Here is a 24,288-nt window from a genome sequence, read left to right as displayed (position 1 = left end):
AATAAAAATTATTGAAAGTAAGTGATAGTATGTTAAAAAAAGGTTATATTCATATTTATAAAGGTGAAGGAAGAGGTAAAACCTCAATTCTTAATGGTATGGTAATTAGAGCATTGGGTAATAATCTTAATGTTAGTTACTTACGTTTTTTAAAAAATCGTCCTTCTGGTGAAATTAATTTTTTAAAACAAAATACTAAACTTAAAATTGAAAGTTTTTATGAATCTTCGCAAAAATTTTTTTGAGAAATGGATGAAGAAGAAAAAAATAAATTAAAACAAGAAACTAATTATGGTCTTACTAGATTAAAACTGTTAAGTCAAAGTGATAATACTGATCTTATTGTTGTTGATGAGATTTTAGGGTGTATTCAAAATAATTTGATTAAAGAACAAGACTTAATTGAAATTTTAAAAAATAAAAAAAGATATATTGAAATTGCATTATCTGGTAGATATGCATCTTTTGTCTTAGAGCAATGTGCTAATTTAATTAGTGAAGTTAAATCAATTAAACATTATTTTGAACAAGGTCAAATTGCTCGTGAAGGGATTGATTATTAATGACTGCTAAAACCTTATGGTTTGCATCTAATAATATCGGTAAAATTAATGAATTAAAGAGTATATTACAAACAAAGGGATATAATGTCAAATCAATGTTAGATCTTAATTCTCCTCTTGAAATTAATGAAACAGGTACATCATTTATTGAAAATGCAATTTTAAAAGCAACAACACTTGCAAAATTAGTGAATGGTCCTGTTATTGCTGATGATTCAGGATTAGAAATATTGGCTTTAAATAATTTTCCTGGTATTAACTCAGCACGATGAAAGGGAGAAATGTCCTATCATGATGTGCAATGTTAGACATTTTAGAACAAATGGAAGGTGAAACTAATCGTGCAGCAGTATTTATTTCTGCTATTGCTTATGTTGATTTTGATCATAAGATTACTAAAGCATTTATTGGTAAACTTGAAGGTGAAATCACTACTGAGATAAAAGGTAATGATGGTTTTGGTTACGATCAAATATTTTATGTTCCAGTAGTACATGCTACTTTAGGTGAATTGTCATTAGCAAATAAAAATAAAATTTCTCATCGTAATTCAGCAATTGAGCAATTATTAACATTTTTACAAGAAGAAAATTAGATAGTTAAAATGAAAATAAAAAGGATGATTTAATTTTGTCATAATCATTAACAGATTCATAATTACCATTATTAACTGGTAATAACAATAATATTAAACTCCTATTTGAAAATCAGGAATAAAACCATTTAGTTTAATTAGTTTATCATGAACAGTTTCAATAATTATGTCACCAATTGTGGCAATAACTAACTATTGAAAAAATACTACCAAATTTGAATTTGTAAATGGATGAAATGACTTTATTATGAGACCCACTACTTTTATTAGTAGTGAATTAATTAATTCTTTTTTATAGTTTTTCTTTTTTAAAGATTAATTTTTGTTTAGAAACTATTTTAAATAATAGTTTAAGTAAAATAGATAAATTAAAAAAATTTAGTAAAGATACTATGTTAGTTATATCATTTTAGTAATAGTTTACTTGCTTATTTTTTAGTGATATTTTTAAAAAATGAAAGAATGGTTTTATATAAAAAAATAACGCAAAATGAAGTTGATTCATTTATAAGAAGTAGTTGTTATTGGATTTACTAGAACATATAATACTTTTGGTAGTGCTGAACTTTAATATTAAAACATAGTATTAGTTATGATAGTTTTTTTAATATTCAAGAAATAATAGAAAATGCTGAACGAGAGGCTACTATTAATAGTAGTCAAAAATTTAATTTTATTTCAATATAAGTTATTTTAAATTGATTTTTAAAAAGATTGTAACTTAAAAGTTACAATCTTTTTTTACATTTTTGGTAAATTTGGCTTAAATTCAGTTGTTGTTGATTGATTTTGCGAATCCATGGTGTTAATTTTTGTGATTACTTGTTTTGGTCAAAATACTTCTTTTTGTTCTTTTGTAAAGAGTTCAATTTGTTCTTTGGTGAATGCGGGTATTTGTTCACTTGTAAAACTTGGTATTTGTTCAGGTAATAATGCTTGTATTTGATTTTCTGTTAGTACTTGTATTTGTTCTGTTGTAAAAGCAGAGATTTGTCAAAATGTAAATTGTTCAATTTGATGTGGCATTAATGCGGGTATTTGTTCACTTGTGAGTGCTTGTATTTGTTGAAGTGTAAAACTTTTTATTTGTTCTGCTGTAAATGTTTTAATTTGTCAATTTGTTAATCATTTTATTTGTTTTGTTGATAATCTTTGTATTTGTTCAGTTGTGAGTGTTGATACCAATATATTTGTGCTTCTTTTTTTATGTCTATTTTTGTTTTTAGTTGTTGTTAATGGCGTTGTTATTTGTTGTCTTAACTTTTTTCCTCATTCTTGTGATTTTAAAAAATTTTGATATGTTTGTTCAACTTTATTTTTGTATTCTTGAATAGAATTTTTTCAAGTAATATTTTTTATATTAGTAGGATCTGTACTGTTAGTATTAAAAGTTACCAATTCACTGGTATTATTAATAAGTAAATCATTCATTTTAGATACCTCTTTTTAACTATAAAACTCATTACTTTAAAAAAAGTAATGAGTTAGAAATGTTTAGAATTATTGATATTTTTACTAAATCTGCTTATCTACTAAAATTTTAGCACCTTATAAATAAAATACAATAAAAAATAAACACGTATTTTAGTTATATCAATTTATAAAAAATGGAATAAAAAATATTAAGAAATAAAAAAGTAAAAGAAGATATATAATTATCTTCTTTTAAAAATTATATAGTTTTTTTAGCAGCAGTTTTTAATAGATTACCTGTGATTAAAGCTGTTAGTTGATCAAAAAACTGATTTGGACCATCAATAGTTCCTCATTCTTGACCAACAGTTATTAGTTTACCTTTATTAACAATAAAAACAATTGGTAAAGTTTTAAATGCTCTTTCTTTATCAACAGGATTTTGAATTTCCTTGACACCTGAATCAGCAACAGGTGCTGAACTATTATCAGAAATTTTATGGTCAAGTAGTCAATGATAAATTTGTTGTTGTCAACTAATTTTTTTATCATTTCAAAATTGGTTAACAATATCACTACTAGGGTTGGCATAAGGAGATTTTTCATAAATTTTAATATCAATAGTCCCATTAGTAGTAACACTGTTTATTTCAGTTTTCTTTTCTGTTAATCAGTTATCTCATTTACTTGGTACATTATTATTTTTGATTTGCATTGTGTGTAAACCGTCAATAATTTGCTTAGAAAGTGGATTATCAGCAGCACCAAGGATACCAAAAAAAGCATACCCACTATTAACATCACTAATAAATTCTTGATATTTTGAATCATCTGTACAAGCACTAACTTGTAAACTGGTTGTTGTGCCTATTATTAAGGCTGCTATTAGTCCAAATTTTTTACGCATTTATTTTCATCACCTTCAATATAATATCATAAAGTTATATGAGTAATAAATTAATAATTAAATATAACGTACTAAGTATACTATGTTATAATCTTAATAACAATATAAAAATCAAAAGGAGTAGTTTTTTTTTATATGGACAGTAATTGGTATATTTATTTAATAATATTGCTAGTTTTATTATTTTTAAGTGGTTTTTATTCATCTGCTGAAACATCATTAACTTCTTTAAATGTTATAAGAATTAAATCTATTGGTAAATTACGTAGTAAGAAAAGTCGTCGTGCTAATATTGTATTTAAGTTAGTTAAAAATTATAATGTAACTTTAACAACAATTTTACTTGGTAACACAGTAATTAATGTTGGAATTGGTACTTTAAGTACCATATTATTTATTGATTCTTTTCATGTTTCTCCTACTTATGGTCCTTTAATATCAACTTTAGTTTCGGCAATTGTTGTTTTAATTATTGGTGAAATTATACCTAAAAGTGTTGCAAAATTACATCCTGAGACAATAGCTTTAAATTATGCATATATTTTGTATATTCTTAATATTATTTTTTATCCAATAACTTTTATTGTTACTTTATTTCAATTTAAAAGTAAAAAACCAACAAGTTCTGAACAAGAACTTATTGAACTGATTTCAATAATTGAAAGAGAAGGAGTTCTTGAAAAAGCAGAACGTGATTTAATTGAATCTGCAATTAAATTTGATGAAAAATCAGTTTTTCAAGCTATGCATCCCAAAAGTAAAATTAAATATATTTATGATGATACGCCACCTAAAGTTATTAAACATCTATATTTAGAAGAAAAATATAGTAGAATTCCTGTTTTAGATCATGTTAATCAAAATGTAATTGGTATTTTAAATATTAAAGAATTTATTATTAATATGTTAGAAAATGAAAATCCAGATTTATTACAATTAATGTTACCAGCAATTTTTATTTCTAAGCGTACTAAGTTAAATGAAGCATTGGAAATTTTACAAACCGAAAGAATGCATATGGCTATTGTCTGCAATAATAAAGATAAAAAAGATTTTAATGGTATTATTACACTTGAAGATATTCTTGAAGAATTAGTTGGTGAAATTTATGATGAAACTGATGAAATTGGATTGATACAAGAAATAGGAACACATAAGTTTCGTGTTGATGGTTCTTCAAAACTTGAAGTATTATTTAAACGTTATTTAAAAAGAAAACCTCCAAATTATAATAAACAAACTGTCCAAGAATGATATATGTTTAAAACAAAAGTAAAGAAAGTAAGGAAAAATAGCCCACTTTTAAAATTTCGAAATTTTTCATTTAAAGTTATAAAGGTTCGCAAAGAATTTGCTGTTTTTGAAGTTGAAATTTTTACTAATAAAAAAATTAAAAATAAATGAGAGTAGTTAGTGCAGTATTTTTATTTAAATGCTACAATGTAAAATCATAATTATAATTATGATATGAAGGGGAGGTTAATTATGAAAAAAGGTATTAAATTAGTAACTATGATTACAACATTAAATCTTGTAACAGTTAATGGTTTAATGTTAACGTTTTCTCCAGACAGTGATCATTATGTCTATTTAAATAAGCATGATGCTAATGCTAGTTTATTAAAATGAAAACTTTCACCAGAAGATGCAAAGATGGTAAAAAAATATGAATATAAAATCCATCAAATGGCAAGTAAAGAAAGTATTGATGAATTTAATAACTTGTATGATAATAATAAAAGTGATGTAATTTGAAGTAATTATGATAGTTTACAATATGATTTAACTCATACTAAAATTGGTGGTAAAACCATTGATGTTAATTGAGTTGAAATGTATAAAAAAGCTGGTTTAAATAATGAACAATTACAATTAGCAGAGCAACAACAATTACGTTTTTATAATATTTTTGCTAAAGTTTTTCATAAAAACACTGTTATTAAACTAATTCAAAAAGTAGCACCAGTTGCTGTAAGTGATAGCACAGTAGCATGAACTGCTTTTAATTCAGAAGCTGATAATCAACGTATGGGTTATGGTCCTGAATTTGCAAATATTAATTTAATTGATCAACAATTTCAAGAGGGATTTTGATCTTCAGATCAAATAATTAGTGTTACAACTCACGAATATGGTCATGTTTTAAGTAATTTTATTGGTTTAAGTGCTGATGAAAGAAATTCATTTAATGCTAATTGAAAGTGACCAGATAGCAGTTATAGTGATATTAATACTAATATGACATCAGTTTCTCATAAACTAACCGTTAACAATGATAACAAACAAATTTATGATCGTACTTGATATTTAATTGATTATTTAGGTCAACAAGCAAAATTAACTAATATTAAGCAAAAATTATTATTTGGTTTAATAACAGTTAATAGTAATTATGGTCGTAGTGCCTGATTTAATGGTAAATATAATATAAATCTTGATGATGAATTTTTTGCCGAAAGTTTTGCTAGGTGAATTTTAACGCCCCAGAATCAGCGTGATTGAGGATGAGAATTAGAAAATAGTTTTTTCTTACATTATTTACCAACGGTTTTATAGCATTTTACTAGTTAAAAAGGAGAATTATTTTTCCTTTTTTATTATTTGGTATAATAAATTTAATAAAAGAATTGAGGAAAGTAGGTAATTTTATGTTTGGCAAAAATATCCATGATCATGAATCACAGCAAAAAAGTTGTTTAAAATGTCAGTATGAAAAACTTTTTAAAACAGGTAAAATATTATTTGATGAATGAGATAAACAACCACCAGCACCTGCTCAATTACTTAAAATAAAAAAGCAATTAAATGAATTAAAAATTAAAATTGAAGAACAAAAAAATGATTCGGAATTAAAGTTTTGTGCCAATCACCCAGAAATTTTTGACTTCTTGCCTTTAGAAGTTTTATAGTTTTTTTGTATTAATAGTATTAAAATATTTATATTTACTAGAAATTAATGCCCTATTGTTTTAAAAAATAAAACAATAGGTTTTTTTATTTTAGTATATTAAATTTATGCTGAGTTATACTTGTAAGTGCAAGTAAATAAAATTGCAAAAAATTCTCATATAAAAATTTCATAATGCTAAATTTAGTTTAGAAAAAAGTAAGGAGTTTTTATATGAGTTATAAACATCTTGGCATAGATGAAAGGATTTATATTGAGAATCAATTGAAATTTAAATTTAAAATTAGTGAAATAGCTAAAAATCTTAATCGAAGTATTAGTACTATTATTCGAGAAATTAATAGAAATAAAGATAATAATCATTATTTTTCATTAATTGCACAAAATAAAGCTGAAAATCGAAAACAATCACATATTAGTTTTCATAAGTTTAAAAATAAGAATTTAGTAAAATATGTACAACAAAAATTACTATTAGGTTGATCACCTGAACAAATTTATGGCAGAATTAAAAATTTTCATAAAGAGTGAGTTATTAGTTTTAAAACAATTTATACTTGAATTTATTTTGGAATGCTTGATAAAGTTACTAGTAAAAATTTAAGAAGAAAAGGTAAAAAACGAAAATCTAAAGAAAATCGTGGCAAGTTTAATGGTAAATCAATTAAAGAACGAGATATAAATGTTAATGATCGTATAACACTTGGTCATTGAGAAGGAGATACTATAGTATCATCACGAGGTAAAAGCAAATCATGTTTAATAACTTTAGTTGAAAGAGTATCACGATTTACTTTAGCAATATTAGTTAAAAACAGAACTACTAAAGTTATTAATAAAAATGTTAGTTATTATTTATCAATTCTTCCTAAAAACATTGTTAAAACTATTACTTTTGATCGTGGCAAAGAATTTTCAAATTGACAACAACTTGAAAAAAATTTAGATATAAAAATTTATTTTGCCAATCCATATTCACCTTGACAAAGAGGTACTAATGAAAATACTAATGGTTTAATTAGAGAAAAATTTCCTAAAAAATTTATTTTTTCAAAAACTAATAAAAATGAAGTTCATAAATTTATATTGTCTTTAAACCAAAGACCAAGAAAAATACTAAATTATCTTTCACCAATCGAATATTTGGATAGAAAAATAATTTAGTTGCACTTACCTTTACAATTTAGCTTATAAAAAAACTTTTTTAAATAAAAACCTATTTACTTTAAAAATAAAGTAAATAGGTTAAAAACTTATATTAATTTTTAAAAACTATATCATATTACAAATATAGAAATAATAGTTAATATATTTTCATTCCTATTAAATATAAATTTCACTTTCTTCATAAAGATTTAATAATTTTGATAAATGATCACCAACTCCACCCTCATCATTAGTTTTAGTAGTAATATCATTGGCAATACTTTTAATAACAATATTACCATTTTTCATTGCTACACCATAGCCAACTTCCATCAACATTTCTTTATCATTAATTTCATCACCATAAGCAATAACATCTCTAATATCAACATTATAATATTGAGCCAAAATGCGAGCTGTCATTCCTTTATCAATAAATTTACTTGAAATTTCAAAGATTAGTTTATTATTATCATAGCGATTTCAAGTATTTACCTTAATTGAGTTTGAATATTTTTCTAAGTCACGATATACTTGATCAAGATTAGTATTTTCTTTAAATTCAATTAAAATGGCATTAGCGCTCCCTTTTCAATCACGAATTAATTTACTAATTGTAAAAGTATCATTCTCAATAGTATCTAAATGAAAATAAGTTTCAAAGAAATCATCTTTTTTTCAACATACTGCTTTGTTGTAATATTCAATAACCGCGTTTTCAATTTGTTGAAAAATATAGTCTTCATTTAAAATATGTTTAACAATTGTTTCAGAAATTGGAAAAACTAATCGTTTGAATTTTTTGATTTTTGGATCATGAATATGCCCACCATTAAAATTGCATAGTAATGTATTAAGACCTAATTCACGATAAAATTTAATTGATCCACGATAAGGTCGACCAGTGACAATACAAACAATATGACCTTGTTTTTGAGCATCAATTAGTGCTTTTTTAGTATTAATATGAATTTCTCGACCACCACTTTTTAATAGAGTACCATCTAAATCAACTAGGATTAAATGTTTTTGTTTTTTATTGTATAAAGACATTATCTCTTCCTCCTATCTTTCTTTCTCGATAAAATTAATACCCATTGTGTTTTGAACAAAGTTTAATTTTTTAGTAGCAATATTATTAGCAAAATTTGCACCTTCTTCTAAATATTTTGCTAATTGTGATGATTTTTCGTTAATAAATTCTTGGTGTTTTTTTTGCATTGGTTCTAATAAATCATTTATTACTTTAATTACTTCTTCTTTTAAAAAACCATAATTGTGATTGCTGAAGTATTGTTCACAAGTTTTGATATCTTTTTTAGTAATGCTAGCATAAATAGTTAATAAATTACTAACTCCAGGCTTATGTTCTGGATCAAATTTAATAATATTTTCTGAATCAGTAACTGCTTTTTTAATTTTATTGGTAACTTCTTGTTTGCTATCGCTTAAAAAAATAGTATTTTTTAGATTAGTATCAGATTTTGACATTTTTTTTTCAGGTTCTTGTAAACTCATAATTTTCTGTGCTTGTTTATCAATAATGATTTTAGGAATTTTGAATAAATCAGTTTTATAATTGTTATTCATTCTTGTTGCTAAAGTTTTTGTCAATTCTAAATGTTGAGTTTGATCAACACCAACTGGCACAAAATCAGCGTCATATAGTAAAATATCAGCAGCCATTAATGCTGGATATGTAAGAATACCTGTTGGAATACTAATCGTTTTATTTTGTTGATTTGTCATTTTTTGACTTTTATCTTTAAATTGTGTCATTCGTTCTAATTCACCGACATAACTATTACATAATAATATATATCCTAATTGACTATGGGCTAAAACATCAGATTGAATAAAAATATGAGATTTATTTGGTATAATACCAGCAGCAAAATATCAAGCGGCAATATCTTTAATATTATCTCTTAATTCTTGTGCTTTTATTGGTAGTGTTAATCCATGTAAATTTGCAACAAATATTAAGAGTTCATGTTCTTCTTGCAATTTTAAAAAATTATTAATTGCTCCCAAGTAGTTACCAAGAGTTAATTTTCCAGTGCTAGTTATTCCGGATATAATACGAGCCATATATTTTGCTTCCTCCAAATTATTTTTTTAATATAATTAATTATCAATGATAAAGTTAAATAATTCAATTAATTATATTAAAATTTGTTTGATTTTGATATAATAAAAACATAAATTAAAAATAGTTTTTGACCCATAGCTTTTATTTTTTAAGAGTAATGGGTTTTTTACTTTATAAAGGAGTTTTTTTATGTTATTTGGAGAAGAAAAATATAAGGATGATTTACAAAAATATTTAAAGAAAATAAAAGATCGAAACAATGTGAAAGAATATCTTCAAACTCTTGGGTTAAAACTTGAGGAATTAGAAATCAAGAAACAAAATATTGCCGAAAAACAAGCAAGTTTTGAATCTGAAAGAAAACAACTAGAAGATATATTGAAGAAAGCTGAAAGTCAATTAAGAAATATCAAAGATAGTGAAGATAAAAAAATATTTATTGAACAATATGTTAATCAGATGACTGATAAATTAAAAGCAGTTAATGAAAATATATATACTTTAGAAGTTGAAAGTAAAGAAACTAGTAAAGATATAAAAAACAGAAATCTAGACAGAGTAGATAACAGAAGAACCTTAGAAAGAATTAGAAATGAATTATTGAAATTAGATGATAATCAATTTAACTGATTATCTATTACAAATGAATTAGAAAGTAATAATATACCCGCATTAATGCCATATCAAATTGAACACTAGGTAATGGTGAATATGGAAAATATTTTACAAGAACTATTATTGATAAAAATAAAATTAATAATGCTTTAAATTTATATGGTTCTAATAAATCTCAATTATTTTCTAAATTACAATTTTATAAAGAAATTTTACAAATTGATAATAATAGTGATTTTGAATTACAAATTGAAAGATTAGAAAAAAACAAGGAACAATTAACAACAGAGATTGATGTAAATAACGGTCAAATACAATCTATTTTTAATGATAATGAAACTTCTAAAGAACAATTAATCACAAAAATAGATGAAATAAATTTAAATATTAAAACATTAAATGACAAGATAGATGCAAAAACTAATTCAATTTCTCGTTTAGAAGAAGAAATTGAAAGTAATGATAAAGATATTAATTTAAAAGTAAAAGATTCTGAAAAATATTTTCTGAATCTTTTACTTTTACAAGATTGAAGAGATAGTAATTGACGTCGTGTTATTGCAATATTAACTTGGGACGGTAACAAAAACGGAGGATATAATTACTTTTAAACATTTCTTTCAAGTTATAGACAAGAAATAATTGTAATTATATGCAATTGTAGATAAATTTTACTACTAAATTAAATTAATTTCAATTAAAATACAAATATTGAAAAAATCAATAATAAAATTAATATTTATACACAACAAAAATTCTTATTAACTTTTAATTTAATAAGTTTTTAATATTTTAGCTAAATTGTAAAGGTAAGTGCAACTAAATTATTTTTCTATCCAAATATTCGATTGGTGAAAGATAATTTAGTATTTTTCTTGGTCTTTGGTTTAAAGACAATATAAATTTATGAACTTCATTTTTATTAGTTTTTGAAAAAATAAATTTTTTAGGAAATTTTTCTCTAATTAAACCATTAGTATTTTCATTAGTACCTCTTTGTCAAGGTGAATATGGATTGGCAAAATAAATTTTTATATCTAAATTTTTTTCAAGTTGTTGTCAATTTGAAAATTCTTTGCCACGATCAAAAGTAATAGTTTTAACAATGTTTTTAGGAAGAATTGATAAATAATAACTAACATTTTTATTAATAACTTTAGTAGTTCTGTTTTTAACTAATATTGCTAAAGTAAATCGTGATACTCTTTCAACTAAAGTTATTAAACATGATTTGCTTTTACCTCGTGATGATACTATAGTATCTCCTTCTCAATGACCAAGTGTTATACGATCATTAACATTTATATCTCGTTCTTTAATTGATTTACCATTAAACTTGCCACGATTTTCTTTAGATTTTCGTTTTTTACCTTTTCTTCTTAAATTTTTACTAGTAACTTTATCAAGCATTCCAAAATAAATTCAAGTATAAATTGTTTTAAAACTAATAACTCACTCTTTATGAAAATTTTTAATTCTGCCATAAATTTGTTCAGGTGATCAACCTAATAGTAATTTTTGTTGTACATATTTTACTAAATTCTTATTTTTAAACTTATGAAAACTAATATGTGATTGTTTTCGATTTTCAGCTTTATTTTGTGCAATTAATGAAAAATAATGATTATTATCTTTATTTCTATTAATTTCTCGAATAATAGTACTAATACTTCGATTAAGATTTTTAGCTATTTCACTAATTTTAAATTTAAATTTCAATTGATTCTCAATATAAATCCTTTCATCTATGCCAAGATGTTTATAACTCATATAAAAACTCCTTACTTTTTTCTAAACTAAATTTAGCATTATGAAATTTTTATATGAGAATTTTTTGCAATTTTATTTACTTGCACTTACAAGTATAACTCAGCAACAAGTTATATATAATTAATAGTATAAGGTCTCACAAAATAAACGCCTTTAATTTAGGTGTTATTTTGCATTTAAAAGCATACTTGTAAAAATAATCAAAAATAGTACAATTTATAAGTAAATTAAAAAAAAAGGAAGATTTAAATAAATGATGGAAGCAAAAGATTATGAAAAAATTATAGAAGATTTAAAGAAAGAAATAGAAACAGAAAAGAGAAAAATATCTTATTTTCAAAAGTATAAACAAAGATTAAAAATTTCAATTATTACTCATATTATTATAATATGTATATTTTTACCAATATTGATAATATTTAATAAATAATAAAGGAGAAATTTATATGAAAACATGAATAAAAACAAATTTAAATAAAATAACATTAGCATTAGCTCTAATTGGAGCAACAACTGGAACCATAGGACTAATTATGAGTGGGGTAATTACACATAATATAGGCACTCATGTTAAACACTATTTCAAACGAAATGGAGAAATAGTATATGGAACAACTACTATTTGAGTTGATACACATACAAGTAAAGACATTTTTATATTATATTTTGCTAATAATCCAGAACATACAGATGATATAAAATGAAATGGTAAATATCCAAATTGATATTTTAATTAATAATTTAAATTTCAATATTTATATAAGAAATATTTTCATTATATTTATCAAATAAATTAATTGTTTTTAAATTAATTTCTTTGTTATTAGTTATTAAAATTAAGTTATAATTTTCGGAACCAAATATCCCACTAATTTCAATCCGATTTAAGTTATTAATCGGATTTTCAATTTGTAATTCAAATTCACTATCATTATCAATTTTTGAAATTTCTTTATAAAATTCTAATTTTGAAAATAATTGAGATTTATTTGAACCATATAAGTTTAAAATATTTTCAATTTTATTATTATTAATGATTACTCTTGTAAAATATTTTCCATATTCACCATTACTTAATGTTCAATCAGCAGGAATTAATGATGGAATATTATTTGTCTCTAATTCATTAGTTATAGATAATCAATTAAATTGGTTATCATCTAGTTTAAATAATTCATTTTGACTAATATCATTATTTTTTAATTTAATATTACTAATATCTGTAAAATCAAAATACATCGATTTTAATATAACTTTTATATCTTTATATTTTCAACTATCATCCTTAGTAGAATGTATAGGATTTGATTTTAATTCAAAATAATATGGCAATAAAATTTTATTATCATCATTTAAACCGTTATTAATTGATAATGATGAATAAATATATTTCGATAACATAATAAATATTTGCTTAAATATTTTCATTTGTGGTAAATTTATATAATTTGGATAATCTAATTCTCATTTTTTAAATAAATTTGTAATAACTTCATCAGGTTTTTGTCCTTCAAATTTTGCACGTAATTTTGCAATATTATTTTTAGGTTTACCTTTTTCATCATATTCTGCACCATCAAAATTTCTATTATAATTATAGGTATAACTTAGCATATCTAATAACAGTTGTTGTAAACTATCAATTGGTGGTTTGTCACTTATTTCAAGTTCAACATCATCAAATTTATCATATGTTGCAATACTTGTATATTCTTTTCCAATTGGACCACTCTGAATTTTTCATACTTCTTTATCTTTAAGTTCTTTCTTTTCTTTTAATGGTCATTCTCCAAAAGAATAAGAACTTAAAAAATATCCTAATCAAGCATGTGTAACTCTTGCGTTTTTAATTATTTCTTTTCTTGTTTCTCTACCACCACCAATAGCAATTAAATCTAAAACTGATTTTTCTTGCCCGATAAATTGTTTTGCTAAATTTCATGGTAATATTTGTTCACTAAATCATTGTTGTAATATTCTAACTTTTGGTTGAGTTTCAATAGGCATTGATAATAGTGGAAATGCTATCTTGTCTTTAACAAATAATTTTGGGTATACTTTCATTATCAACTTCACCAAGTACCTTTATATTGTCAAAAATCATGCTTCTAGGGGCTTTAATTTTTAAATCAGTAACTTTTGTATCTTTATCTAATGGTTTTTGTAATTTAATAATAATTGGATAACCATCTCTTGTTTTAAAATCTTTAATTTTAATAATAGTAATACTTTTAGTACTTCTTGTTTTTGGATTTTGATAAGGTTGTGAATAGTTATTAATGATATATAAATTATCAATATTATTTTCATTTAATGGTTCATTTATACTAACTGCATATAATTTAAATTGATTTAATAAATTTATTTCTTGAAATATTAAATTTTTAATATCAGTCATACTATATTCAATTGTATTATCATTAATATTAGTACTTGCTCTTTGATTTAATTGCATAGTAAAATCAGATGTTTCAACAGCAGTAGTTTTTAATACTTTATCAATATCAATAAAACCTATTTTAATAGTATTTGCTGAAAATTTTAAACTATTATTTTCATTATTTTTAAATAAACGTTCAATTTCATAAATATATATTGTTCTTTTTTTAAATTCATCGTATGCTCTATTAATATCTGGGTCACTAGTAGCACCCATCATATTTGTAAAATCATAAGGAATATTATCAATTAAATAATCATTTTCTACTTCTGCTTGATTAAGTTTAGTCTGTTTCTGTGGAAACTTCGTTTGTGGTTTGTTGTTGTTTTCCATTGTTCTCTCCTATTAATTGGTTATTTTCGGGATTAAATAATTTTAATTTAACAGTTAAATTATTAATTTCTTGTTCATCATTAATATTAAATGTTTTACTATTTAATAAATCTTTATCCATACTTACTAATATTTGAATAAATTTAAGAATATCAATATTAAATTGTCATAATTTTTGTTCAATATAATTAATTGTTGAAATATTTACTGCTGTACTTTCCGGAACTGATTGTTGTGCAGATTTCTTTTGGCTTGGTATATGAATACCACAACGTTTAAATATTTCATTAACATTTCAATCGTATATATCAGTTAAATTTTTACCTTTAAAATTACTATTTGTCATATTGATATTTTCGTTTTGTTCATTATTATCTCCACCACTTTTAAATATGTAGTTTTTAGTAACTAATGTTCTTACTGCTTCTTCTAATGTTGATTGAACATTACCATAAGTTTGACTAAATATAAATTTAGGTGAATTTAAAATGCTATCTAAAACAATTTGCTCATAAATAACATCTAATGCTTTAATTTTATCCATTACTTTATCACAATCTGCTAACTCATTTGCTTTATTTCGTATAATTGCTATTGGTATATAATTAATATTTAGTGTTTGTTCTTGTAATAGATTAGGATTATTAATAAATGATTTAAAATCTAATGGAAATTGTTTTTTATTATCACTAATACTATAAATTGCACGATTAATTGTTACTTCTTCATTGTTTAATGTATAAACTTCAAATAGTCTTACTGTTTGTGCATTTTGTTCATAGTTATCATAAAAAATAGTACATTGAATTAATTTACCAGTAATATCATAAACTCTTTGTTGTATATCAACAACTTGAAAATATAATTCATCATTAGCAATATAAATTAAATAACCACTAATTCCTAATTTACTTAATTTAAAAATAGATTTTCAATTTTTTCTGTAAAATTCTTGTTGAATTAAGTATTGTTTAATAGTTTCATTATTTATTTCTAATGGAGCATTATATAAATTAGCGTTATTTTCTGCTACAAAATCAGTAAAATAAGTTTCATGATTAAAATCATTAAAACCAAAATAACTTAAAATAGAAGCATGTGTACTTTTATTTTTATTAGTTAAAAATTTTACTTTTTCATTTTGATTATCACTAATATTACTTTTATCTTTTCTAAAAAATCTACTTAACATAATATTCACCACCTTTTTAAAAGATTTGATTAATTTTTAATACAATTTTTACAATAATAAATATAATTAAACCAGCAACAGCAGAAGATAATAAAACTCCTATTAAACCTAAAATAATTTTTATAATTTTAAAAAACATAATCTTATTTCTGTAATTCTTCTAATTTTCATACATTACCTTTTAAATTACCTTTTCCAGTATAAATAGTAATCCATTTTGCATGTTGAACTGATAAAATTACTATATTAGCACTATCATTAAAAGTTTGTATTTGTATACCAGCAATTTTTTTATCAGTTATAATAAATTCTTGAATAGTATAAACTGGATTATATATACTTCAAGAATAATAAACTCTATAATGTTTATTCTCTTGAAAATCATAAGTAATTTGTCAATTATCTCATTTATTTTTTCTACTATATATGTCATAGCAGAAACCGTTCCCACCGCAATAATACTACCAGCAAGCACAGGAGCAATAACGGGTGCACCACCAGCTCTCCAATTATAATACCACTAATAGCAGCAGAAAGAACAGTAGTTGCAATAACTGTTTCAGATGGTGTTGGATTGTTTTTTAATTCAATATCTCAAATATTTTCTTCAATTTCATTAGTTTCTAAACTTCTTGAATTAATTTTTAATTTTGGTGTAATATCTATTTTAATAGTATCTTGTAATTCTTCTAATGAAAATATATTTCAATATTGTTTATTTCCTCCAATAATAATTAATTGTGCTTTTTCTATTAACAGTTCCTAATTTAATAATTAATGAAGCATCTTCATTATCAATTTTAGCTTTAACAAGCATATAATCTCCACCTATATGAGTAGAACTAGATTTAAATTCTATTTTTAGTTTTACACTTGTTTGATTAAAAGGTGGTTTATCTCATGTTATAAATACTCTATAATATTTATTAAAACTAAGAGCAAAATCTTCTCATGTACGATTATCAAAACTTTTACCTATTATTTTTCATACTTCTTTATCTTGTTTTTTATCAATATTTGATTTATTTTCATTAATAGTACCAGCAACTGTTTTATTAGTAGTTTCTAAATTAGGAATTTCTTGACTTATAGCATTTATTTGAAATGCAATAGGAAATTGTGATTTTGTATCTTCTAATTTTTTATCTACTTCTTCTTTTTTATAATAATCAGTTAAATCTGTAGTTCCACCAGTAGCACTAATTTTATTATTTTCATCAATTTTAATATTTTCACCAGCAATTAATTTATTTTGTTTTTTATCTAATAAATTATTAGTTTCTAGTTTTGTATAATAATCACGTTCAGTACCTTCTTCCGATATAAATTCAGTTGGTGTTCTAGTTCCTTGATATTGATATATTTTAGAAATAAATGTTGAATAATATGTTCCGGGTGTACCACTAGCGCGAATTTTATAATTACTGCAAGTTAAATATAATCTAATATTATTAGTTTTATCTGAATAAAAAGTATCTAATAGAGTATATGATTTTATTGCATATTCTTCATTTAATTTAAATATAGATTTTCTAGTATATTTATATTTATAAATATCACTCTCATAAGTATAACCTCATATTACTAATATTTCTTTATTTAAATTATCAGTTGAAAGTTCATTAGATATCTCTTTTCATAATGGACTAGTTTCAATATTAAATCAGTTATTTTTAATATCATCAATATTTTGTTTATTAATCTCAATTTTATTTTCTATTGATTTGATATTATTATCAACTTTAGTTTCTAATAATTTAATATTATTTTCATTTGTAGTAATTCGTTTTTGTTGTTTAGCAGAAAAATCACAAGTTGGTGCATGCGTATAATCACCAATTTGTGGATTATTTTGTAATGCTTCGGGGGGTAATGTACCAATTTCATCAGGTCAATCTAAAATCATTGTTTCAGTTTCTTTATCATAATCAGTTGCAACATAACCTTTATTAATAAATTTACTAACAGGACCTCTATATATTTCATTTTCATTATCATCAACTAAATCATCATATAATTTAATTTGTTTTGATAATGTAAATTCTTTTTGTTGTTCGATTAATTCATCAACTTGATTTCTAGTATAAAATGCTTTTAAATCAATTTTTTCAACATCTATTTCATCATCATTATAATTTGATAATATTTGTTTTAATTCTGTTAGTCTTGCCCATATTTTCATTCTACTTGGTACTAAATCTCAAACATTAATTGTAGGAATACTATTTGCACTAAATTGACTACCATTATTAAACTGAATAGTAGTATCAACATTAAATTCAATTGGTGTACGATTAAATACTCAATGTTCAGCGGTTACATAAACCATATCTCTTAATGTTTCTTTAATTAATTCATCTTTAAAACTATCAAAAGGAAATTTAGATAAAATAAAACCAAGATAAGCATTAATATCATTTTGAGCACGAATAGCAAAAGTTTTAAATCAATCATTAACATTTGGTCATGTTTGTATATATTGCTGTGGTGTTTCTGTAATTTTTCCAGTTAATGGATATCAGTTATTATAATTTTCTAGACTGACACCAGTTCAAAGTTTATTAATCATAATTTATCATTCCTTAAAAAATGCTTTTTTATAATGTTTAGTTTTTGTTTTAGTTTTTCTATGTGATATATGGATAATTTCTTTTTGTAATTTTTTCTTACCTTTTTCTGCAACTTGACTATATGCAAATTTTTCTAAATGATGTAATAATCCAGTACCAAATAAAGTATTAACTGAAAACTTTAAACCAACATTTTTAAATGATTTGTTAATATTTTCAATAGGATTATTAATAACATTTACTACTTTATAATAAGTTCTTATTATTCTAAATATTTCTCTATATACTTTAAAACTATCTCTAATTACTTGTTGTAAAACTGGTGGAGCAAATGCTATTGCTTTTAATCATTTATTACGATTAACGCCATAACCAATGTATCAACCACTATATCAACGATATCAATGGAATGGATGTATTTGAGTAACAAAAGTTTTTGCTTTAAGAATACTATCAACAACTGTAATTGGTTTATATTTAGGATTGCGATGATAAATAGTAATTGCACATTTATCTAATGACAAAGGTTGAATTTTACAACCCATAAATACTGGGGAATTTAATGGAATTAATTGTGCATGTTTAATTGTTCTTTTTTCTGCACTAGTAAATAAATCAGTTGCTTTTTCTTTTAATTTCTGAATTTTTTCAAATACTTGTTTTTCTAATTTTTCAAATTTTTCTTGTAATTTATATATACTTTCTCGTATTTTTTCAAAATATGGTGTATCTTTTCAAAATTTATTTAAACCTTTTTTTAAATAAAATCTAATATCAAAATATTTAAAAGTTTGATTTGCTTTTAAAACAAGTTGATTAATAACATTATTTTTAAAATTAAATTTAATAGCATTAGCACGAATTTTTTGTAAATCTAAAATTAAAGTTTTTCCATATCTATTTTCTGAATGTATTGTATGAACTAAATTTAATCAATCATGTGGATTCATAGATAGTACTTTTTTTAAATCAGTATTAAATTTTTTTAAAAAGTTATTTGCTTTTTCAATATCTTTAATTTTAAATTTAGGAGTTAATTGGGGACTTAATTTTATTAATGTATTTTGTAATAATAAGTGTTCCATTAATTTTTCTGTTTCTAATTTTTGAAAATTATTCTTATATTGTCTTTCAGCAACATAACCTAAATCTCGTAATACTGTTTCACGATTAGGAGTAAAACTATAATTCATTAAATAACGTTTATTACCAATAATTTTATCTGTTAAAATTTCTTTTCCACTTACTTGACTAATAATTTCTTGTAAGTTTTTTACTTCTTTAATTCCAACTTGTTCTAATGTTTTAGTTTTTTGTGCTAATTTAATAAATTTAGTTGTACGATAACCACGACTAATTTTATTAAGTCCAGTAAATGCAGGAAGTATATTAAAGAAAGTATTTAATTTTGTTACATTTCCTTTTAAATAATCATAAACTTGATTAATAGTAAAATTAGTTAAAAACTCTACACCAACAGCACTAATACTAGCAACTAAATCACTAGCACCTAATCCAAGTGCAAAACTTTCACTTAATCCACCAGTAAAAGGAGCAAGTGCTACTGCTATAACTAGTACACCAATCATTTCTAAAATTTCTCATCAAAAACTTTTATTTTCTTGTTGTTTACTTATTCTAGTATGTTTTGGTTTATTTATGTTTAAAAGTATTGCTGTACTAGTTGTACCAATTGGCATGGCATTTAATTTCCTTTATTTAAGAGTTATTTTAATAGGATTAGTTGTTCCTTTATAATTTAAGTCATTAACATTTGCAGTAATAGTTATATATAAGTCACCTGCTTTTTGTTTTTGATTACTTACATTAGTTTTCCCTTGTGCATCACTAAAATATTTAATAGTTGGATTTGTTAAATATGGATTTAATGATTTAAGTTCATTAGTACTTTTTATTTGTGTATTTAATTCACTATTATTGTTATTAACATTTGCAGTAATATCAATTGTTAAAGTTGTAATCTTAGTTTTTAAATCAGTTTTATCATTATTAACAATTGCACATAACATTCAGCGTGAAGTTGTTTCTTCATCTGTTATATAGGGTATTGATTCACCAGTTACTTCTCCACCAACTAAATATCTTCTTCCAACTTTACCATCAGCAATATCTTGAACATATACAACTGTATTTTGTAACATATATCTTTTCATTGCTCTTGGTGTTGCTAAAACAAAAGACATAATTTTAGTTTCATTATTATCAGTAAATGTCATATAATCATCCATTACAATTTGACATAGTACACCTTTAATATATAAATCATTTCCATTTAATCTTAATTGTTGAGCAATCTGATTATCAGTAATTAATCCTTTATTATTAGCTAAATAAACAATACTATCATAAAGATTATTAGTAATAAAAAAACGACAATTATTACTATTTCTTAATTGAAATAAAGTATTTCAAGCATCTAACATTGATTTTAAATATTCTACTGATGCTTTATCAGTAATTTCTATTTTAGTTGCATATTTTGCAATTACATTTGTATCATTATTTGCTAAATAATCTGCTAAATCATTAGCAACTTCATATTGCATTGTATTTAATAAATTTTGTCCATTTTCAGCATTTAAATCAACATTAGCAATTATTTCACCCGCAACTGCTTCTTCTTTAATTTCTTTTAAAATTTTAATAGTTTCAGCATAACTAACATCTAATCCTTTGCTTTTATCATTTCATTTTAATACTTTAATTTCTGAATTTTTTGGTTTTTTAACTATAAATTCAATTTTTGTTGAATTAACCATTTCGATAGGAAAAAAACTTGCTCATGGTGAATTTGATTGTTTATAAAATTCTATAAACTCTGGTGCTTCTACTAATTTTTCGGTATTATCTAAATTTTTATTGAATTGTATTGCCATTTTTTGATTTCCTTTCTGTTATAAATTATTATTTTTTTTATAATCCAATAATGTACTTTTTATTGAATTTTGTTGATTTGTTATTATTGTTTGTGGTTTGCCACCTGTATTAATTGTTTGTTTAAATACTGGTTGTTCTTTAATCATTTTTTTAATAGTTTCTTCAATTTTTGAATTTTCTAGATTACTTGTTTTAAATTTTAAAAAATCATAAAATTCAGTTTTAACTTGATATTTTTTAAATATATTAATCATTTCTTTTTCTTTAATTTCTTGATTAAGTTTATTTAACTTATTTTCTGCTTCATTAACTTTATTTTCTATTTCTTGTTGAGCATTATTTTCAGTTAAAGGTTCAGTTGTTTGTTGAACATTATTTTCATTTTCTAACATTTAACATTCTCCTAATCTTATCCCAATAATCAATCTTTAACTAATTGTGGCATTTCACTTATTAGTTTTTTATAATCATTAACAGCATTTTCTAATGTATTGATATCAGAAAATTTAAAACAATTATCAATATGTAAATCAAAATCTCTATCAATACTAATATCTTGTTTTCTATATTTTTCATTAAATTCAATTTTTTTCATATTATTTTTCTCCTTTATTAATCTTTTCATTTAATTTTGCTAATTTTTTTTGATGTTTTATAATTTTGTTATTTGCTCTAACATGTTTTGGAGTTGTGATAAATCTTTTTAATAAAACAATAATTTCTCTGCAAATTAATGTTCCAACACTTGTTCCAATAATTATTAATTCATGTAAAAATTCTTTCATTAGAATATTTTCCTTTCAACTATTTATTTTTAATTATTAATCAAAGTCTCCATTTTTAATTTTTTCTACCATTCTATGGTAACAAAGTACAGATACTATTAATTCATCTAATTTTTTTTGTAAATGTTCTGCCTCTTTATTTGCATCTTTTATTATTTCAGTGTAATATTCAAGTAATTTTTCTTTATTCATAAATTATTCACCTCCTTTATAAACTCATATGACTATAATCTCATCTTAAATTTGATTGATTAGTAGTACCATATTCACTTACACTATCATTAATTAATCTTGTAGTTTCATGATTAAATGCTGTTTCTTGCATTTCTTCATTATGATGTGTGGTTTCCATAGGTAATAAATTATTGATAATTTCAGAAGCACCAGCAATTATGGTAGGTACTGCATAAGCATTATTAAAATCATTATTAATACCCATAGCAACTCCACTTGAAATTAAACATCCACCAGTAGCCATATTACAAATCTTTCTTATTGTTTCAAATTTATTAGGTATTAACTCAGTTAATCCACTAATAAGATTTGATATACCATAAGCATTTAAACTAATATATGTATCTCAATCCATTAATGACTGATTTTCTTGTTTATTTAATAGTAATCATGGAGGACCCTCAGTTGTAGTTGTAGTAGTTATTGGCATTGGTGTTGTTGGAATAATAGGATTAATATTATTTTCTGTTCATTTACTATAATTTGCTAAACCAATTGTTCCTAAACCTAATAAGATTTTTTTAGAACTATTAATTAATTTAGTTTTAGTATTTGGTCTTTGATTTAAATTTCATATATCTAAACCTAATTTTTTACCAAATAATAAACTATTAATTGAACCTAATACTGGATTACTTATTACTTGACCATAATAAGCACTTGTACCAATCATTGCACTTAAAGGACTTATTGAAGAGCGTATTATTTTTGTTAATGTATAATTATTTGTTTCCATTTCTATTCTCCTTTATTTGCTTTTAACATTTCTCTTACAATATCTAATAAAGTATTTACTTGATAATCATATAATTCAAATTCATGAATTCTAATTTTAATTTTTTTAATTTTCTAATTTTTTAATTGTTACTTTAATTCAACCTTGATAAACATCATTATCACCAACTATTAATGCAACATTACTTTCTGGGTCAGAAACAATTATGTGTTTGGATTTAACATTTGGGTATTGTTTTAAAATAATTGCTCTAATATCATTACTTGTATGAATTGCTTTTGGAAATGGTGACAATATTTCAATTTCATCTTTATTTTCAAACAAAGTAGGTAATATTATCATTAGTCAAAGTCTCCGTTTTTTATTTTTTCAATTAATAAATTTAAAAAACTATAATCGATTTTTTTAGTTAATTTAAGTCTGTCAAAAATTATTATATTTTTAATATATTCAAGTAATTTTTCTTTATTCATAATTTAACCTTTCTTTCCTAACTCTTTTATTTTGTTTTTGTTTACATAAGTTATTACATTTATGAGCAAAAACTCTACCATAACCACATTTATTATTTTTTTTAATTTTTATTATCATTATAAAATTCATTACTTTCTAAATATTCTAATATATTTGCATAAGTATCTGCTTTTGATTGAAATCATTTGTCTTCAACTTGATTAAAATTATTATAAAATTCAGATAAAAAAGATACTAATTTTTCTTTATTAATACAATTTTTATGTCTTGATTTATTAATTTCATCAACTTTAATTCTATGTTCTTTACAATATGCTCTACAATATTCATCAAATTGCTCTTCTGTCATATTTTCACATTGTCTTTGTCTTTGTTCATTTTTAATTTCATCATAATGTGGTTCATGAATAAATTTTTCAAATGTTATTGTTTCAGTTCATGTACATCTATTCATTATTTATTCTCCTTATTTTTAATTTGATTAGCAATTTCACTTAATATTTTCAATACTTTATATTCATTTTTTAATTTTTTAATAATAAATATTAAAAATATTATTAGTGTTATACTTGTTATTAATATTGGTACTATTAATAAAATTTTTCATAATATCATTT

31 protein-coding genes are annotated in these 24,288 nt (G+C 23.0%); 10 read left to right on the top strand and 21 right to left on the bottom strand.

The window, feature by feature from the left end:
* The first annotated feature begins 29 nt into the window (after positions 1-29).
* The 3 genes from AACK81_RS06425 to AACK81_RS06415 are packed head-to-tail and all read left to right on the top strand — an operon-like array spanning position 30 to position 1,158.
* Positions 30-563: a cob(I)yrinic acid a,c-diamide adenosyltransferase gene (locus AACK81_RS06425; RefSeq protein ID WP_338960781.1), complete on the top strand. Its 534-nt coding sequence runs from the start codon at positions 30-32 to the stop codon at positions 561-563.
* On the top strand, positions 563-871 hold the full coding sequence (locus AACK81_RS06420; protein ID WP_338960778.1) for a non-canonical purine NTP pyrophosphatase: 309 nt from the start codon (positions 563-565) through the stop codon (positions 869-871). The genes AACK81_RS06425 and AACK81_RS06420 overlap by 1 nt, the downstream gene beginning before the upstream one ends.
* Positions 865-1,158 carry a non-canonical purine NTP pyrophosphatase gene (locus AACK81_RS06415; protein WP_338960775.1) on the top strand — a complete coding sequence of 98 codons (294 nt, stop codon included), beginning with the start codon at positions 865-867 and terminating at the stop codon, positions 1,156-1,158. The genes AACK81_RS06420 and AACK81_RS06415 overlap by 7 nt, the downstream gene beginning before the upstream one ends.
* Before the next feature lie 741 nt (positions 1,159-1,899).
* Here the strand turns inward: AACK81_RS06415 and AACK81_RS06410 are convergent.
* Entirely contained in the window at positions 1,900-2,589 is a 690-nt protein-coding gene (locus AACK81_RS06410) for a hypothetical protein (protein WP_338960772.1), read from the bottom strand.
* A gap of 241 nt (positions 2,590-2,830) precedes the next feature.
* A complete protein-coding gene (locus AACK81_RS06405; RefSeq protein WP_338960769.1) occupies positions 2,831-3,478 on the bottom strand; it encodes a hypothetical protein in 648 nt (215 codons plus the stop codon).
* Positions 3,479-3,613: 135 nt separating this feature from the next.
* On the opposite strand from AACK81_RS06405, the gene AACK81_RS06400 reads away from it, so the two are divergent.
* The 4 genes from AACK81_RS06400 to AACK81_RS06385 all read left to right on the top strand — a co-directional run bounded on the left by AACK81_RS06400 (position 3,614) and on the right by AACK81_RS06385 (position 7,550).
* Complete coding sequence (locus tag AACK81_RS06400) at positions 3,614-4,888, top strand: hemolysin family protein (RefSeq protein WP_252320658.1); 1,275 nt, start codon at positions 3,614-3,616, stop codon at positions 4,886-4,888.
* Positions 4,889-4,963: 75 nt separating this feature from the next.
* A complete protein-coding gene (locus AACK81_RS06395) occupies positions 4,964-6,034 on the top strand; it encodes a hypothetical protein (RefSeq protein WP_338960764.1) in 1,071 nt (356 codons plus the stop codon).
* 92 nt (positions 6,035-6,126) lie between these two features.
* Positions 6,127-6,387 carry a hypothetical protein gene (locus AACK81_RS06390; protein ID WP_338960761.1) on the top strand — a complete coding sequence of 87 codons (261 nt, stop codon included), beginning with the start codon at positions 6,127-6,129 and terminating at the stop codon, positions 6,385-6,387.
* Positions 6,388-6,599: 212 nt separating this feature from the next.
* Entirely contained in the window at positions 6,600-7,550 is a 951-nt protein-coding gene (locus AACK81_RS06385) for an IS30 family transposase (RefSeq protein WP_338960236.1), read from the top strand.
* Positions 7,551-7,709: 159 nt separating this feature from the next.
* Here AACK81_RS06385 and AACK81_RS06380 read toward each other — a convergent pair whose 3' ends face one another.
* Positions 7,710-8,585 carry a Cof-type HAD-IIB family hydrolase gene (locus AACK81_RS06380; protein ID WP_174481248.1) on the bottom strand — a complete coding sequence of 292 codons (876 nt, stop codon included), beginning with the start codon at positions 8,583-8,585 and terminating at the stop codon, positions 7,710-7,712.
* Between the two features lie 12 nt (positions 8,586-8,597).
* Positions 8,598-9,623 (bottom strand): tryptophan--tRNA ligase, encoded by a 1,026-nt coding sequence (trpS, locus tag AACK81_RS06375; RefSeq protein ID WP_338960758.1) that lies wholly within the window; start codon positions 9,621-9,623, stop codon positions 8,598-8,600.
* Positions 9,624-9,813: 190 nt separating this feature from the next.
* On the opposite strand from trpS, the gene AACK81_RS06370 reads away from it, so the two are divergent.
* Complete coding sequence (locus tag AACK81_RS06370; RefSeq protein ID WP_338960755.1) at positions 9,814-10,323, top strand: hypothetical protein; 510 nt, start codon at positions 9,814-9,816, stop codon at positions 10,321-10,323.
* A gap of 735 nt (positions 10,324-11,058) precedes the next feature.
* Here AACK81_RS06370 and AACK81_RS06365 read toward each other — a convergent pair.
* The gene (locus AACK81_RS06365) at positions 11,059-12,009 is read right to left on the bottom strand and encodes an IS30 family transposase (RefSeq protein WP_338960236.1); all 951 of its coding nucleotides are present in this window, start codon (positions 12,007-12,009) and stop codon (positions 11,059-11,061) included.
* A 253-nt stretch (positions 12,010-12,262) separates the two neighbouring features.
* Between AACK81_RS06365 and AACK81_RS06360 the strand changes: the two genes are divergently transcribed.
* Both AACK81_RS06360 and AACK81_RS06355 read left to right on the top strand, forming a co-directional pair.
* Entirely contained in the window at positions 12,263-12,439 is a 177-nt protein-coding gene (locus tag AACK81_RS06360; protein ID WP_338960753.1) for a hypothetical protein, read from the top strand.
* A 16-nt stretch (positions 12,440-12,455) separates the two neighbouring features.
* The gene (locus AACK81_RS06355; RefSeq protein ID WP_338960750.1) at positions 12,456-12,746 is read left to right on the top strand and encodes a hypothetical protein; all 291 of its coding nucleotides are present in this window, start codon (positions 12,456-12,458) and stop codon (positions 12,744-12,746) included.
* Between the two features lie 4 nt (positions 12,747-12,750).
* Here the strand turns inward: AACK81_RS06355 and AACK81_RS06350 are convergent, their stop codons facing one another.
* From AACK81_RS06350 to AACK81_RS06275, 16 genes are all read right to left on the bottom strand, one after another.
* Positions 12,751-14,073, bottom strand: a complete 1,323-nt coding sequence (locus AACK81_RS06350; RefSeq protein ID WP_338960747.1) for a hypothetical protein — start codon at positions 14,071-14,073, stop codon at positions 12,751-12,753.
* Positions 14,045-14,782, bottom strand: coding sequence for a hypothetical protein (locus AACK81_RS06345; protein ID WP_338960744.1), 738 nt, complete (start codon positions 14,780-14,782; stop codon positions 14,045-14,047). The genes AACK81_RS06350 and AACK81_RS06345 overlap by 29 nt, the downstream gene beginning before the upstream one ends.
* Positions 14,733-15,974 (bottom strand): hypothetical protein, encoded by a 1,242-nt coding sequence (locus AACK81_RS06340; RefSeq protein ID WP_338960742.1) that lies wholly within the window; start codon positions 15,972-15,974, stop codon positions 14,733-14,735. The genes AACK81_RS06345 and AACK81_RS06340 overlap by 50 nt, the downstream gene beginning before the upstream one ends.
* 16 nt (positions 15,975-15,990) lie before the next feature.
* Complete coding sequence (locus AACK81_RS06335; RefSeq protein WP_255495889.1) at positions 15,991-16,113, bottom strand: hypothetical protein; 123 nt, start codon at positions 16,111-16,113, stop codon at positions 15,991-15,993.
* Positions 16,114-16,689: 576 nt separating this feature from the next.
* Positions 16,690-18,543: a hypothetical protein gene (locus AACK81_RS06330; RefSeq protein WP_338960737.1), complete on the bottom strand. Its 1,854-nt coding sequence runs from the start codon at positions 18,541-18,543 to the stop codon at positions 16,690-16,692.
* 3 nt (positions 18,544-18,546) lie between these two features.
* Positions 18,547-20,244 carry a hypothetical protein gene (locus tag AACK81_RS06325; RefSeq protein ID WP_338960735.1) on the bottom strand — a complete coding sequence of 566 codons (1,698 nt, stop codon included), beginning with the start codon at positions 20,242-20,244 and terminating at the stop codon, positions 18,547-18,549.
* A 15-nt stretch (positions 20,245-20,259) separates the two neighbouring features.
* The gene (locus tag AACK81_RS06320) at positions 20,260-21,441 is read right to left on the bottom strand and encodes a hypothetical protein (RefSeq protein WP_338960734.1); all 1,182 of its coding nucleotides are present in this window, start codon (positions 21,439-21,441) and stop codon (positions 20,260-20,262) included.
* An 18-nt stretch (positions 21,442-21,459) separates the two neighbouring features.
* Complete coding sequence (locus tag AACK81_RS06315) at positions 21,460-21,834, bottom strand: hypothetical protein (protein WP_338960732.1); 375 nt, start codon at positions 21,832-21,834, stop codon at positions 21,460-21,462.
* Between the two features lie 17 nt (positions 21,835-21,851).
* Positions 21,852-22,037, bottom strand: a complete 186-nt coding sequence (locus tag AACK81_RS06310; protein WP_338960729.1) for a hypothetical protein — start codon at positions 22,035-22,037, stop codon at positions 21,852-21,854.
* A gap of 1 nt (position 22,038) precedes the next feature.
* Entirely contained in the window at positions 22,039-22,227 is a 189-nt protein-coding gene (locus tag AACK81_RS06305) for a hypothetical protein (protein ID WP_174481134.1), read from the bottom strand.
* Between the two features lie 36 nt (positions 22,228-22,263).
* Positions 22,264-22,419 carry a hypothetical protein gene (locus AACK81_RS06300; protein ID WP_338960727.1) on the bottom strand — a complete coding sequence of 52 codons (156 nt, stop codon included), beginning with the start codon at positions 22,417-22,419 and terminating at the stop codon, positions 22,264-22,266.
* Positions 22,420-22,435: 16 nt separating this feature from the next.
* Positions 22,436-23,197, bottom strand: a complete 762-nt coding sequence (locus AACK81_RS06295; protein ID WP_338960724.1) for a hypothetical protein — start codon at positions 23,195-23,197, stop codon at positions 22,436-22,438.
* A gap of 105 nt (positions 23,198-23,302) precedes the next feature.
* A complete protein-coding gene (locus tag AACK81_RS06290) occupies positions 23,303-23,539 on the bottom strand; it encodes a hypothetical protein (RefSeq protein WP_338960722.1) in 237 nt (78 codons plus the stop codon).
* On the bottom strand, positions 23,539-23,670 hold the full coding sequence (locus AACK81_RS06285) for a hypothetical protein (protein WP_338960719.1): 132 nt from the start codon (positions 23,668-23,670) through the stop codon (positions 23,539-23,541). The genes AACK81_RS06290 and AACK81_RS06285 overlap by 1 nt, the downstream gene beginning before the upstream one ends.
* A gap of 101 nt (positions 23,671-23,771) precedes the next feature.
* Positions 23,772-24,125 carry a hypothetical protein gene (locus tag AACK81_RS06280; RefSeq protein WP_338960716.1) on the bottom strand — a complete coding sequence of 118 codons (354 nt, stop codon included), beginning with the start codon at positions 24,123-24,125 and terminating at the stop codon, positions 23,772-23,774.
* On the bottom strand, positions 24,125-24,286 hold the full coding sequence (locus AACK81_RS06275; protein WP_338960714.1) for a hypothetical protein: 162 nt from the start codon (positions 24,284-24,286) through the stop codon (positions 24,125-24,127). The genes AACK81_RS06280 and AACK81_RS06275 overlap by 1 nt, the downstream gene beginning before the upstream one ends.
* Between the last annotated feature and the right edge of the window lie 2 nt (positions 24,287-24,288).

Source organism: Spiroplasma endosymbiont of Lasioglossum villosulum, assembly GCF_964020195.1.
Taxonomy (GTDB): Bacteria; Bacillota_I; Bacilli_A; order Mycoplasmatales; family VBWQ01; genus Spiroplasma_E; species Spiroplasma_E ixodetis_A.
Note: the sequence above shows the minus strand (reverse complement) of the source record. Positions and strands in the feature narration are given on the sequence as shown.